The following is a 13629-nucleotide window of genomic DNA, read 5'->3' on the forward strand; positions in this document are numbered from 1 at the left end:
CGTTGACCGAAAGAGATACCCATGCCTGACCAGTCCCGCGTCGCGATCGTGACCGGAGCCGCCCGCGGCATCGGTGCAGCCGTTGCCCGACGCCTCGCCGAAAACGGCCACCGCGTAGCTGTGGTCGACCTCGATGCCGCTTCCTGCGCACCGGTTGTCGACGCCATCGTCGCTGCCGGCGGCTCCGCCATCGGGCTGGGAGCCGACGTCAGTGAGGAGGCGGCTGTCAACTCGGCGGTCGAGGAGTGTGCAGAGCGGCTCGGTGCACCCACGATTTTGATCAACAACGCCGGCATCACTCGCGACAACCTCCTGTTCAAGATGACGACCGCCGACTGGGACAGCGTGATGAGTGTCCACCTCCGTGGAAGCTTCCTGATGAGCCGGGCGGTACAGCGCTGGATGGTCCAGGAGCGGTGGGGACGGATCGTTTCCATGTCGAGCACCTCCGCCCTCGGTAATCGCGGTCAGGCCAACTACGCGGCCGCGAAGGCCGGTCTGCAGGGCTTCACCAAGACCCTCGCCATCGAGCTCGGGCCTTTCGGGATCACCGTCAACGCGGTTGCCCCCGGATTCATCGCCACCGACATGCTCGAGGCCACCGCAGCACGCATGGGCAAGTCCTACGATGAACTGCTCGCCGAGTTCGCCGCCGACATCCCGGTCGGCCGCACGGGCACGGTCGAGGACATCGCCGCAGCAGTGTCCTTCTTCGTGAGGGACGAGGCATCCTTCACCACCGGTCAGACCCTCTATGTCGCGGGTGGCCCCCGATGCTGACCCCAGACGACACCATCGGCCTCAGCGACGTGATGACGGGACTCATGCAGCCGCGCCCACTGACCATCGCACACATCCTGGAGCGCGCCGAGCTGCTCTACTCCCACAAGCTCGTCGCCAGTGCCGGCATCGAGCAGCTGACCTACGCCGATGTCACCGACCATGCTCGGCGCCTCGCCACTGTGCTGGAACAGCTTGAAGTGCCCCCCGGCGCCCGGGTCGGGACCTTCGCGAGCAACAACCGGCGCCATCTCGAGCTCTATCTCGCGGTGCCGGCCACCAAGCGGGTCCTGCACACCCTCAACATCCGGCTCAGCCCCGAGCACGTCGAGTTCATCGTCAACCATGCCGAGGACGACGTGATCTTCGTCGACCGGGCGCTCCTGCCACGGATCTGGCCCAGCGCCGAACGGATGCCCAGGGTGCGCCACTGGGTCGTGCTCCCCGACGGCAGCGACGTCGCGATCCCCTCAGACCCTCGCGTCTGTGACTATGACGAGCTGATCTCCAGTGCTGCTGCCTTCACGGGCTCGTTCGAGCAGACATTCACGCTCGCAGACGAGCACCTTGCCTCCGGCCTGTGCTACACCTCCGGTACCACCGGACCGCCCAAGGGCGTCCTCTACAGCCACCGTTCAACGGTCCTGCACTGCCTGGGCACCCTCGCGGCCGGCTTCATCGGCCTGAGCGAGAACGATGTCGTCATGCCAATCGTGCCGATGTTCCACGCCAACGCCTGGGGTCTGCCCTACGGCGCGATGATGGCCGGAGCCTCGCTCGTGCTGCCGGGACCGTCAGCGGAACCCGGGCATCTGCTCCAGCTCATGGAGACCGAACGCGTCAGCGTCGCCGCGGCGGTGCCCACTGTGTGGACCAGCCTGAGTCCTGGGCTCTCGGCTCACGACCTCAGCGCCGTGCGGTTCCTTCTGGGCGGCGGCTCCGCGGTCCCGGACTCGCTGTCGGAGGCGTATCGCACTGCCGTCGGCGTGCCCATCACACACTCCTGGGGGATGACCGAGGTCAGCCCCGTCGGCGCCGTAGGCGGCACTCGCAGCCAGCACCTACAGCTCGGCGCCGACGAACAGACCGCTGTGCGTGCCGCCCAGGGCCAGCCGCTCCCGCTGGTGAGCATGCGGCTTCTGGACATCGAGACCGGCAGGAAGCTGCCCCGTGACGGCCACGCCGTCGGCGAGCTGCAGGTCGCCGGGCCCTGGGTGGCAGGTGGCTACTTCCGCGTCGAGGCAGACGAAAGCTTCACCGAAGACGGATGGTTGCGCACCGGCGATCTGGCCACCATCGACTCCGACGGCTACCTCCGGCTCGTGGACCGGATGAAGGATCTGATCAAGTCAGGAGGCGAATGGATCTCATCGGTCGAACTCGAGACTGCCATCGCCTCCCACCCGGACGTCGTCGAAGTCGCTGTGATCGCCCGACCGGATCCGCGCTGGACCGAGAGACCTGTCGCCTACGTCTCCCTGTGCGAGGGCAGCGCCACCAGCGCTGAGGACCTGCTGCAGCACATCTCTCCCATGGTGGCGAAGTGGTGGCTGCCCGACGAGTTCGTCTTCATGACCACCCTGCCGAAAACCGGCACAGGCAAGCTGTCGAAGACGGCCCTTCGAGCCTCGACCCGCATCGCATGAGCCGAATCCGTCCACGGAAAGGAGGCGCCGTGCAGGACGAGCGGATCGTCATCCTCAACGGCGCACGCACACCCATCGGAAGTTTCGGCGGCGCCCTGAGTTCAGTTGCCGCCCATGAGCTCGGAGCAACGGCCGCTTGCGAGGCGCTGCGTCGCAGCGGCGTCGATCCCGCCGAGGTCGACGAGGTCGTGATGGGCTGCGTCGGCCAGGTCGGCGCCGACACCTTCAACGCCCGCCGCGTCGCCATGGCCGCCGGCCTGCCCACCCACGTGCCGGCGTACACGGTCAATCGACTGTGCGGCTCCGGCCTGCAGGCAGTGTGGTCGGCCGCGATGCAGTTGCGCTGCGGCGACGCCGAGATCGCGCTCGCGGGTGGGGACGAGTCGATGTCGCGCATGCCGTTCTACGACTTCGGCGCCCGCAACGGCTACCGGCTGAGCCACCGCGAACTGGCCGACGGCACGCTCATGATGCTGACTGACCCCTTTCACCACATCCCCATGGGAATCACCGCGGAGAACGTAGCCGAGAAGTACAACGTATCCCGGCAGGAGCAGGACGAGTTCGCCGTCGAGTCGCAGCGTCGATGTGCCTCCGCCTCGGAGAGCGGCATCTTCGCCGACGAGATCGTTCCGGTCGAGATCGTGGGCCGGAGGACACAGATCGTCAACCGGGACGAGCACCCCAGGCCCGGAACGTCTCTTGAGACCCTGCGAACGCTCCGGCCTGCCTTCCGCGCCGGCGGCACGGTCACCGCGGGCAATTCTTCAGGGATCAACGACGGTGCCGCCGCGCTGGTCGTCGCCCGCGAAACCGCGGCGATCACCCGCGGCCTGCGACCCCTGGTCGCACTGGAAGCCGTCGCAGCTGCGGCACTGGAACCCGAGCTGATGGGCTACGCGCCCGTACTGGCGCTGCGCAAGCTGTTCGAGAAGACCGGCACAGCACCCTCGGACATCGACGTGTTCGAGGTCAACGAAGCCTTCGCAGCGCAAGCTGTCGCCTGCATCCGCGACGCCAAACTCGATCCCGGACGAGTCAACCCCCACGGCGGTGCGATCGCGCTCGGCCATCCGGTCGGCGCCACCGGTGCGATCTTGACCTTGCGGATTGCGCAGGATCTGGTTCGCCGCGACCTCGAGCTCGGCGTCGTCACCCTGTGCATCGGTGGCGGACAAGCCCTTGCGGCCATGTTCCGCCGGTTGTAGCAGACGTCAGCAGCAGCCGTCCTGCCGATCCCTTCGCAACGCCCCAGGAGGAGTGACTGCTCCGGGGCTGCGCGTACCGCCGCGCCATGTCGGCCACCGGTTTCGCGACCACGCACACGACACCGGTGGCCGGCGTCAGTACTGGTTCCACGCCGTCCCCGCACCACCGCAGACCGGTACACACCCCGGGAGGTGGTCATCGAAGCGGAGGACCTGAGAACACCGCCCCCACGACGCGCTCCATGTGATGTGCGATCACGCCACGAACGCCCTCCGCGTTGGACTTCATGGTCTGCCGAACCGCATCGTCAGCGAGGGACTGCCACAACCGACAGCCGGCCTGCGGGACCGAAGAGAGCCGTCCCCCTCACGTCATTGCGCATGGAATCGAGCCCGTTTGCCGCTCCGCCCCGGTAGGGGCAAAACCAACCACTGGATGACCCGGATGAGTGGAGTATTCATACGTCTTCTCTGGCTAGAACCATCGCTATTGTGAACCGCATACGTGGGTCCAGATGAACGGCTTCGGGTCGTCGTCATCGGTGGTGGCCCACGGCAGATCCCGTTCCAGGGATAACGGAAAACTGGTGGACGTGGACGCCCGGTTCGGCCCACAGCCCCGCGCAGAGGATGCCGATAGGCAGCACGGCGGGGGACAGGTACAGGCGCCGCTCCGCATCGACCCATGGGAGAACCGGATGACTGCCCTCACCGCCGCAGTGGAAGCGCCCGTCGAGTCACTGGCCGAGAGTCAGCTTGTCTTTGAGGCCGTTCACGCACCGGAGACAGCCTGTGTTCGGAGGTCCCGCGAAGACGTCGCCGCTGTCATGAGGCAGTGGGACGTCCCCGGTGTTCTGGCTGATGACGTCGTGCTCGTCGACCGGCCCTGCTGCGAGAACCAATTCTGCCGGGCGGCCGTGGAGGCGTCAGGCTGTGCCAGACCACGCCGGCCACGGCCGCCACCGCGACAGCAAGAGCAGTCAGGCGCCCGCGCCGGGTCGCGGGCGAGCCACCGCCGACCCGCAGCGGGCTGGTCACTCTTCACACGAAACATGAAACGGCTTCCCCTCATGTGCGTTCGATAGTCGTCCGCGGTGGCGAGTACGGTCCCGTCAGGGCTGTACGCGGCGGCTCGTATGCCCTGGATACTGTCCGTGCCGAAGGTTGCCGCCGGTATTGCGGTGTGCGGGTCCCAGAGCCACATCTGGCCGTCTTCGCCGACGGTGGCCAGGGAAGAGCTGGCCCTCGCTCCGCTCGCCGGTCATGAGCAGCGCCGCTGCCGTCCGGCCTGAAGGCTACGGCGCGGACTCCCCTGACGTAGTCGGTGAGGACGTGTGAGATCGCGCCGGTCGTCGCGTTGCGGCTGCGGACCCGGCCGTCGTCGGCGGCGGCGGTGGCTAGCCGTGAGCCGGCGGCCACAGCGACCTTGCGTACTCCGGTGTCTTCGTCGCTGCCGGTGCGGGTGGCTGGGTTCCTCAGCCGTACGGCCTTGTCGTGGCCTGCGGGGTGTTACGGCGAGGTGGGGTCATCGAGATCCACCGGCATCTCCGGTCAGCGCTTGCCGGGCCCAGCACGCGCAACCGCTCCAGGATCGCCTGTGCCGCGACGGCCTGCGGCACGCCTGTGGCGGCTAGAACGACGATCAGCTGGTTGACCAGGCGCAGCAGCAGCGCCCACCGGCCGGTCGCCTTGACCAGAGCCGCCGCCAAGGACGCCGGCAGGCCGGAGTCGAGTTGGCGCGTGAGGACGCATGCGCCTGCGCGAACGACATGCGGTCCACAACGATCCGGCAGGCATCGGACGGCAGAACACCCGGCTTGCGGGTCGTCACCAGCCGCACACACTGCTCCTGAGCCCCGCGCAAGAAAGGCTCCAGCTGTTCTGGCTACCAGACATCGTCGATCACCAATAGCGTGCGTGGCCGCCTGGCCAGCAGACGTCCGAGGTGATCCCCCGCCCTGCTGGGGTCCTCCCCGATTCGAGAGTGTCGCCGGTGATGAACCGGGTCGCCTCGGCCACCTTGGCGGCGATCGCCGCCCGGCCCCGCACATTGCGACCGACGGTGACCACGTACACGCGCCCGCGAAAGACACGGCGGACCCTGCGGTGGGCGCACACCATGTGGGCCAGCGTCGTCTTGCCGAACCCGCCCGCTCCGTGCAGGCCCGTGGTGATCCCGACCATGGCACCGCCACTGCGACTGCCGCGAAGACCGCGGAACGGCAGCCGCGCCCCCGCGCGCTCGCAGACCGCTGCGACGACCTGCTCCACTTCGTCACGATCGACAACCCAGTCGGGCACGGCCGGCGGGGCTGGGAGGCGGCGGATCCCCTGTCGTCCTGCCTGAGCCCGGAACAAGTCGCAAGGAGAGCGCCGCCGAGAACGCTGGCGACTGGGTCAGCAGCGTCCCAGCCCCCTCGCACGGCCACCACGCACAGCCACACCCCCGCGGCCACACACAGCGCAGCCACTACCTGCCCCGTCCCGCGTCCCCCGTCCCTCATGGTGAAAGATCCTCGCCCCTCCGCGCCCCCTGTCAGCACCTTGCCTCGATGCAGCAGTCGTGGGCATGGCAGAGGCGCCAGCACCCGATCCCTCTATAACCGGGACGGTGCTCGGCGGGACTGTAAAACGTTCGGTGTGACTCCTGATCAAGGAAGATGCACCGATCCCAGCGAGAACGTGACCGGGCCCGAACCACCGAGGCGGCTGTGCTGCAGCCGTCGAAGTCCGTGGACCACCAGCTGATCGACGAGCTGGTGGGCCGCGCCCAGACGGAAGGACTCCAGCTGACGGGCGAGGGCGGGCTGTTGCAGCAGCTGACCAAGCGGCTTCTGGAGTCCGCCCTCGAGGGTGAAATCACCGACCACCTCGGCTATGACAAGCACGACCCGGCAGGCAAGAACGGCGGCAACTCCCGCAACGGCGCCCGCGGCAGCCGGTGGTGCGGCCACCCGAGGGAAGTTGATGGACCACACAGTGCTTGGCCACACCTGTGTTGAGATCTGCGATGTCATTCGTTGGAGGGGCGGTCCGGCAAGACCGCCCCTGACATGCCAGCAGCCGACTGCACTCCCGACGCCCGAGAGTCTTGACCGCCCTCACCCAGTCATAAGACGCGAAGACCGGCAAACCCCTCCATTACGTCCGTCAGGCCAGGCAGGACGTTCGATTCCGGCCAACTACTCCTCGCCCACCGGCGGATGGATCCGAGGAGCCGTGAGCAGCCCCATGGACTTCGGCGAGGCATTTAACAACGGTCTTGTTGAGTGGTTGTGTGCCAGGTCTCGGATTTCCAAGGTGCTCCGCTGCCCCTGCGAACGGCTCCTCGCTCAGTCGAACTCCATCCCGGCGAAAGGATCCGGTTCACCGGTCCAAGGATCGATACCTTCCTCCCGAAGTCGATGCTCGGCCCTCAGACTGAGGAACCGCGCGGTGCCCCGGCCCCAGAGGGACGTGTCGCCGATAGGGCATTTCGCGAATTCGGCGCGGAGGATCCGCAGCAGGAACGTCGACATGCCGCAGTCATGAACGGCCCAGCCGCCGCCCTGACGGGCCCACACCACCACCGGCCAGCGGTCGGGATCGGGATCGGTGGTCACCCAGCCCAACGCGTCCGCCGAGTTGGTGTCACCCCAGAGCAGCACATCCGAGAGAGCCGGATGCGAAGCCGTGTCCGACCGCTGCCAATCGTCCATCGCCTCCCCCCGAAGAACCTCCTCGGGAAGCCTGGACACCGTGAGGGGCATGGCAGGAATCCCTCGGCGCGGAATCGACACGAATAGCGTCTGATCGATCGTCCCCGCACCAAAAGCCGCAACGTACTCCATGTAGTCGGCGGGAAAAGGAGTGCCGTAGTCGGCGGAAACCGCTCGCCAGTCGACCGTGTCGCCCGACTCGTGAAGCGGAACGAGACTCTGCCCGAGTTGCCGCACAGTTTCATTCCCATGCTTCCCGTTGCCCTGCTCCATGAGGCTACTCACACGCGACCTGCAGGCTACGGCTCCACGAGACCAACGCGCTCGAACGACGCGTCACCTTCAATGATCGGGATCTCCAGTCCCCCCCTCAACGCCGACCACAGGAAGTCCGTGAATGACATGTCCAGCCGAGCCCACTCCCCCATTTCAACAACCACCGACCAGCCGCCTCCCTTCTTCGCCGGAGGCTGGATGAATACATGATTTCCCGAGATAGAGCGACACACAGGCAGACATCCACCGGGTGCCGGATGAATCGTGAACGGATAAAGCTCGGGATAACTCCTCGAGAGCTCACCAAAGGCGTAGGAAGCTTGCTCCCACAGCGAGTCAAGCCTGAGCCCCTGGTCACCACCCGCCGCTCGCGGATGAAAGAGGTAGAGCTGGTCATTGATGCAACCTGGGCCGTAAGCAGTCACGAACTCCTTGTAGTCCCGAGGGAGCTGCTCCACCAGGCCTGATTCCAGAGCACGCCAGTCACGGTCAACATCTCCGTTGACCTGCGGCTCCCCCAGGAGTTCACGGAATTGAGAGATTTCCACCGGACGACCTTTCAGAACAGGAATAACCGCCGGACGGACGATTATAGACGGTGCAATCCAGCCGATACCCACCGTCACCCACTGCACGCATCCTGATCTCTGTCGTGATGGCAGGGTTCGCCCCGTTGTAAACCGGGATAACACCGTACGCGACACGCTCTCCAGCTCGGACAGCGGAGGTAACGTCGTTCTCCAAGGATCTCATGTGCGGTGTATTCGCAGGAGACTGGTACCCGGCAACGAAGTTGCGAAGGGTAGCATTCGCACCACCCATCTGGTTGCCGATGAGGTGTAGCGCCGCTCGATTTCCGACCGGCAGTTGCTCGTACCCGGCTGGCTTCCACTTGGGGTCCAGCCTCCAGGGCCGCAAGTCGTACTCGTCGATATGCGCCACTGCCCCTGTTGCTCTGCAATCGTTCGGTCCGGCACCGAAACGAGTCATTGGGGCGTAGTAGAAGGAAGGATCTGCTGAAGCAAAGTCCCGCGAGCACGAGTTCCTCGTGCGCTTGGCACCGGGGTCGGCACCCGACGTCCCGAAGCCAAGGTCCGGATCGATGCTCTGGTCCGGAAACATGTCCTCAAGCAACTCCAGGGATGTCTGCTCGTCCGGCGAGAACTGTCTGTCGCCGTCGAAGGTCGCCGCGATGACCGCTCGCTGGTCCACCACGACCGCGCGCTGCAGCGCCTGCTGCTTGACGCGCCCCACGTCGACCCGCGGTCTGGGCACCGGTCGCGTTGGGGCCGTAGTCGGGTTCTTGCCCCGGTTCGGGTTCTGGGGGGTCGGGGGCTTGGGAGGTCGGGTGGTGCGGGTGGCGCTGGTTCCCCTGTAGGGGGTGGTGGAGCAGCCGTACGTGCATCCGCGGTAGGAGTTGCCTCGTCCCGTGGAGGCGCGGCCGACGGGACGGGGCCTGGAGAACCACCGTTCCACGCGCGCCAGCTCCCGGGCATTCTTGCGTGCCTGGGCCCGGCTGTTCGTCAAGTTGCGATTCGACCTTCCGGACGGACGCGTCCTGCCGCCGGACCTTCGGGAGGGGTTGTACCTTTTCGGTGCGACGTCGCCGTACCTGCCGCCCCCGGACCCGCGCCGGACGCCTCCGCCCACACCCACCCGGCCGCTGCCGCCGCCACATGCGCACACGTGTCCCGTCGGACCCGTTCCGTTGACCGGGTCGTCGTTGGCGTATCCGTAGCGGTTGCCCTGGGCAGAGGGCACCGGGTCGAGCTGCCAGGTGTCCCGGGAGCCGAAGGAACCCGTGCCGGGCTGGTACCAGCGGGCCGCCATGTTGACGTCACCCGAGGTCGGGTCGGTGTAGCCGGACTGGTAGCCGACGGAGGGCGTGGTGCCGTTGGTGGCGATCTCCTCGCCGAAGGGGTCGTAGGCGGTGGAGCCGTTGACCGTCTTGCCGTCCGCGCTCAGGCCGGCGACGAGGTCGGTGTGCTGGTCGGTGAGTGCCCACAGCTTGGTGGTGCCGGTTGAGGCGGAGAGCAGGGTGCCTTCCGGTGTGCGGTTGTACTTGCTGTCGCCGTCGGTGGCCAGGTCGCCCGAGCCTCCGTCGTAGGCGAAGGTCGTCGAATTTCGCGTCTGGATGCGGTCCAGTGAGTCGTAGGAGTACTCGACCCCGCTGTCGGTGATCTTCCGTTCGAAGGCGTCGAAGGTCAGCGTCCGTGCCGTGCCGGTGCCGCTGTTCACGGAGGAGAGCGTGCCGCGCGGGGTGTACGTGAAGGTCTTCGCGCCGTCCGTCAGTTGTCGGTTGCGCGCGTCGAACGTCGCGTCGGCGGAACCGGACTTGGTGCGGTTGCCTGAGTCGTCCCACTCGAACGCTGTCGTGTTGCCGTCATGCGCCCAGGAGGTCAGGCGCCCGGCGTCGTCGTAGGCGTAGGTGTGGGTGGTGGCTCCGGCGGTACCGGCGGTCTTCTTGGTCTTCACCTGGTCGTCGAGATCATGGGTGTAGTCCGTAGACGCGATGGTGCCCGTCCCGTCCGGGAGGGTGACCTTGTCCCCGGTGAGCCGGCCGAGGCCGTCGTAGCTGTAGGTACGGCGGGTCGACTCCGTCCAGACCGAGGAACCGGCCGGCTTGACCGCGTACCGCTCCAGCTTGGGCCGGCCGGCCGCGTCGAAGTCGTACCAGATGTCGTTGCCGGTGAGGGAGTCCCAGGCCCAGTCGAGCCGCCCGGCGCTGTCGTATCCATAGTCGGTACTGCCTGCGGCGGTCTTGCGGTGCGTCATGTTGCCGTCGAGGTCGTAGGTGAACTCGGAGACCCCGCCCGCACCTGCCGCGGTCAGGAGCTGGCCCCGGTCGTTGTAGATGTACGTGTTGCGGGTGGCCCCACCGGCCACGCCGACAGCGGTCAGACGGCCGGCCAGGTCGTACTCCAGCGTGCGGGCGGTGGTGGCCGCCTCCGCGCCGGAGCCGGTCTCGCCGATCAGCCGGCCCAGACCGTCATAGGTGCTCTCACGCTTCACGCCGCCCGGCAGCAGCTCGGTCACCGGCTGCCCTGCCCGGTTGTAGACCGTGGTCCAGGTACGGTCCGCCGCGTTCGGGCCGGCCGTCGTGGCGGGTTCGATGGTGGACTCCGGCAGACCCCAGCTGTTGAAGGTGTAGACCGTGGAGTTGCTCCGGCCGTCCGTGAAACGGGTGCGGTTGCCCTCGGCGTCGTAACCGAACGTCGTGGTGATCGACTTGGTGGATGTGACCGGCTCCACCTGCTTGGTCATCCGGCCGAGCGCGTCGTACGTGAACGTCGTACGGACTTTCTTCTCCGCCGATATCAGAGCCGTGCGGTTGCCGTCGGCGTCGTATTCCTGGCCGATGGTGCGCAGGGCGGTGGTGCCGGTGCCGTAGTCGGTGGTCGCGGTGACATCGTCGAGAGCGTTGTACGCGGTCACCGTCCTTCGCTCGGTGGCGTCGACGAACTCGGTCTGGCGACCGAGGCCGTCGTATGCGAACCGCGCGGTGCCGACCGAGTCACTCAGAGACATCCTCTCGCCGGCGGGGTTGTACGTGGCGGACGTGATCCGGCCGGCGGGGGTCTTCGACAGCGTCTGATTGCCCGCGTCGTCCCACGTGTAGTGGCTGGTCAGGTTCTGCAGTTCCGGGTACCGCTCGACGACCGTCGAGGTCAGCTGTCGGCCGAGTTCGTCATATGTGGCCTCGGCGCGGGCCCCGGTTGGACCGGTCGCCGACAGTTGGAGGCCGGTGGGTGTCCAGGTGTAGCTGGAGATTCCGCCGCCGTCGGCCGCCGTGACCGGGCCGACCTGGATCTCCGAGCTGCCCTCGCCGAGCAGCGCGGCGACGGGATCAGCCGGCGGGTCAGTCTTCTTGATCACCCTGCCGAGCTGGTCGTACCCGTAACTCGTGACCCGTCCCAGCGGGTCGGTGACCGATTCCTGGAGCCCGAGCGGGGTGTACGTGGCGCGGAGGACGGCCGTGAGCTCGGTGCCGCCCGGCGGGGTGTACCCGGGCAGGGTCACCGCGGTCGTACGGCCGAGCCGGTCGGTCTCCGTGCGGGTGACATGGCCCCGGGCGTCCTTGACCTCGGTGACGTCGCCGAAGGCGTTGTAGCCGGTGCGGGTGACCGGCTGCACCGCTGTAGCGGCACCGCCGTTCTCCTCGGCCTCGACCCGCGGTGCCGTCTCCTGGAACAGTCGGCCCAGCTCGTCGTACCGGTAAGTGGTGGTGTAGGCGGCGGCGCTCGCGCCGGGCTCGTTGCCGCGCGGGGTGACCGAGGTCAGTTCCAGGCCCCGCTGGTCGTAGGTGCGGGTGGTGGTGTGGGTGCTGGTGCCGTCGGTGACCGTCTGCTTCTTCAGATTCCCGGCCACGTCGTAGTCGGACGTCGTGGTGAGCTTCTTGTCCCCCGTGATGGTCTGGGACTCCTCCTTGACCCGGTCGTCGGCGTCGTAACGGTAGTCGGTGGCACGGCCCAGGCCGCCCGGGTCGAGCACGCTGCGTTCCGTGCGGCCCAGCGCGTCGACCGTGAAGGTCTCCGTGGTCCTGCCACCGCCGGTGACCTGCTTGGTCAGGTTGCCCGCGGCGTCGTACGTGTTGGCCTCCAGCACGATGTCGCGCTTGCTCGCGTCGGACTGGGTGACCTGCTTGGCGGTGGTGACGGCGGGCAGGCCGGGGCGATGCCCATCGACGTCCTGAGCACGCACTACGCGGACCGCAACGGCCGGGTACGGCTCAACGTCGCATTCAGCCGAAGCGACATGGCGGCCATCCGCCGGGCAGCAGCCGCGCGGGGCCAGCGGCCAGCAGAGTTCCTCAGCCGGCGCGTGACCGCGGCGGTGACACAGCGGGAACGTGATCGCCTGCGTGCACTGGAGAACCAGCTCGAGGTTCTGCTCGCCGACCACACTCTCGACGACCTCCTGGTCTGACGATGGTCCCCTGGTGGTCGTACCGGCGGCCTGGCTGCACCGGGTGCAGTGGGCGCTGCTGCCGTCGCTGCGGGAACGGGTCCAGCGTGTCGCCGTCGGCGAGCGGCTGGCTACGCGCGCAGGAGACCGAACCTCCGCCGCGCGGGCAACCTGTCCTGGTGCGCGGGCCTGGCCTTGCGACCGGCGGCGCTGAAGTCCCTCACCTGGCCGGCCAATACGGCGGTGCCATAGTCCTGGAACATGCCGACGCACGCGTGCCACGTGTGCTCAACGAACTCGACGGCGCCGCGCTGGCCCACATCGCCGCCCACGGCACGTTCCGCGCCGACAGCCCCCTGTTCTCGGCACTACGGATGGCCGACGGACCGATGGTGCTCCACGAATTCGAGCGCCTGGACCGCAGCCCCTACCGCATCATCCTCTCCTGCTGCGACACCGGTCGCCTCAACCGGGTCGCTGCAGGCGAAGTCCTCAGTCTGATCACCGCACTGCTACCGCTCGGCACGGCCGGAATGGTGGCATGCAGCGCACCCGTCAACGACACCGCGGTAGTCCCCCTGATGCTCGCCCGACACAAGGGGCTAGTCGCGGGGCTTTTCCTGGCCGAGGCTCTTCGCAAAGTCCGCGCCGCCCTCCCGACCGACCCGGTACACCAAGCCACAGGCTGGGCGTTCACAGCATTCGGCGGCGCCTGACGACACACGATGCCGCCGGGGCAAGAAGTCCTGGCCAGCCCATGCGCTCGCTCCGCAGTCGTGCCTGATTGCCACACCGACGGCAGCGGCAGCGAGGATCGGGGTTCCGTCAGCCAGTGAGCCCATGCGGTAACCGGGCATCCGCCTGAAGGCGGCCCACAGCGCAGCAGTTCCCGCAGAGTGTGCCGTGTTGCGCCCACCGCCGCAGCCGGGCACGGTCCACCCAGTGAATCCGATGGCGCTCGCCCCAGATCTCGCGGCTGTGCCCTCTTCGAGTTGGTCGTACTGCTGGCACGGCAATACCGCCGGACGACAGTGCACGAGCCGGGTCAGATGAAAGCCCTACGCAGGCTCGAGCCCTGTGCCACCATCTCGATAGGGGGGCGATCGTGCGCAGATT

7 protein-coding genes and 3 pseudogenes are annotated in these 13629 nt (G+C 67.5%); 6 read left to right on the forward strand and 4 right to left on the reverse strand.

Going from position 1 to position 13629, the window contains the following annotated elements; genetic code table 11:
• Positions 1 to 21 precede the first annotated feature (21 nt).
• From fabG to ACZ4Z3_RS32145, 3 genes are read left to right on the forward strand one after another with little or no spacing between them, the layout of a single operon-like run.
• The gene (gene fabG, locus ACZ4Z3_RS32135) at positions 22 to 780 is read left to right on the forward strand and encodes a 3-oxoacyl-ACP reductase FabG (RefSeq protein WP_468504322.1); all 759 of its coding nucleotides are present in this window, start codon (positions 22 to 24) and stop codon (positions 778 to 780) included.
• Entirely contained in the window at positions 774 to 2426 is a 1653-nt protein-coding gene (locus ACZ4Z3_RS32140; protein WP_468504323.1) for a long-chain fatty acid--CoA ligase, read from the forward strand. Before fabG ends, ACZ4Z3_RS32140 begins: the two co-directional genes overlap by 7 nt.
• Before the next feature lie 29 nt (positions 2427 to 2455).
• Positions 2456 to 3634: a thiolase family protein gene (locus tag ACZ4Z3_RS32145; protein WP_468504324.1), complete on the forward strand. Its 1179-nt coding sequence runs from the start codon at positions 2456 to 2458 to the stop codon at positions 3632 to 3634.
• A 1902-nt stretch (positions 3635 to 5536) separates the two neighbouring features.
• On the opposite strand, the gene ACZ4Z3_RS32150 is transcribed toward ACZ4Z3_RS32145, so the two are convergent.
• On the reverse strand, positions 5537 to 5905 hold the full coding sequence (locus tag ACZ4Z3_RS32150; RefSeq protein ID WP_468504325.1) for an NB-ARC domain-containing protein: 369 nt from the start codon (positions 5903 to 5905) through the stop codon (positions 5537 to 5539).
• Positions 5906 to 6294: 389 nt separating this feature from the next.
• On the opposite strand from ACZ4Z3_RS32150, the pseudogene ACZ4Z3_RS32155 reads away from it, so the two are divergent.
• Positions 6295 to 6567 (forward strand): annotated as a pseudogene (locus ACZ4Z3_RS32155) (transposase); the annotation flags it as partial.
• Positions 6568 to 6966: 399 nt separating this feature from the next.
• Here the strand turns inward: ACZ4Z3_RS32155 and ACZ4Z3_RS32160 are convergent.
• From ACZ4Z3_RS32160 to ACZ4Z3_RS32170, 3 genes and pseudogenes are all read right to left on the reverse strand, one after another.
• Positions 6967 to 7605 (reverse strand): hypothetical protein, encoded by a 639-nt coding sequence (locus ACZ4Z3_RS32160; RefSeq protein ID WP_468504326.1) that lies wholly within the window; start codon positions 7603 to 7605, stop codon positions 6967 to 6969.
• A gap of 26 nt (positions 7606 to 7631) precedes the next feature.
• Positions 7632 to 8156, reverse strand: coding sequence for an SMI1/KNR4 family protein (locus tag ACZ4Z3_RS32165; protein ID WP_468504327.1), 525 nt, complete (start codon positions 8154 to 8156; stop codon positions 7632 to 7634).
• A pseudogene (locus ACZ4Z3_RS32170) lies at positions 8134 to 12276 on the reverse strand (DNA/RNA non-specific endonuclease); the annotation flags it as partial. The gene ACZ4Z3_RS32165 and the pseudogene ACZ4Z3_RS32170, both read right to left, overlap by 23 nt.
• A 6-nt stretch (positions 12277 to 12282) precedes the next feature.
• Here ACZ4Z3_RS32170 and ACZ4Z3_RS32175 point away from each other — a divergent pair.
• Both ACZ4Z3_RS32175 and ACZ4Z3_RS32180 read left to right on the forward strand, forming a co-directional pair.
• Positions 12283 to 12534 (forward strand): hypothetical protein, encoded by a 252-nt coding sequence (locus tag ACZ4Z3_RS32175; protein WP_468504328.1) that lies wholly within the window; start codon positions 12283 to 12285, stop codon positions 12532 to 12534.
• A 4-nt stretch (positions 12535 to 12538) separates the two neighbouring features.
• Positions 12539 to 13229: pseudogene (locus tag ACZ4Z3_RS32180) on the forward strand (CHAT domain-containing protein); the annotation flags it as partial.
• Positions 13230 to 13629: the final 400 nt, after the last annotated feature.

It is taken from the genome of Streptomyces sp. NPDC030296, from assembly GCF_055572815.1.

Excerpts from the sequence above, each read along its gene's own strand:
- ACZ4Z3_RS32140 (WP_468504323.1), top strand. The coding sequence starts at position 774 with ATGCTGACCCCAGACGACACCATCGGCCTCAGCGACGTGATGACGGGA.
- ACZ4Z3_RS32175 (WP_468504328.1), top strand. The coding sequence starts at position 12,283 with ATGCCCATCGACGTCCTGAGCACGCACTACGCGGACCGCAACGGCCGG.
- ACZ4Z3_RS32160 (WP_468504326.1), bottom strand. The coding sequence starts at position 7,605 with ATGGAGCAGGGCAACGGGAAGCATGGGAATGAAACTGTGCGGCAACTC.
- fabG (WP_468504322.1), top strand. The coding sequence starts at position 22 with ATGCCTGACCAGTCCCGCGTCGCGATCGTGACCGGAGCCGCCCGCGGC.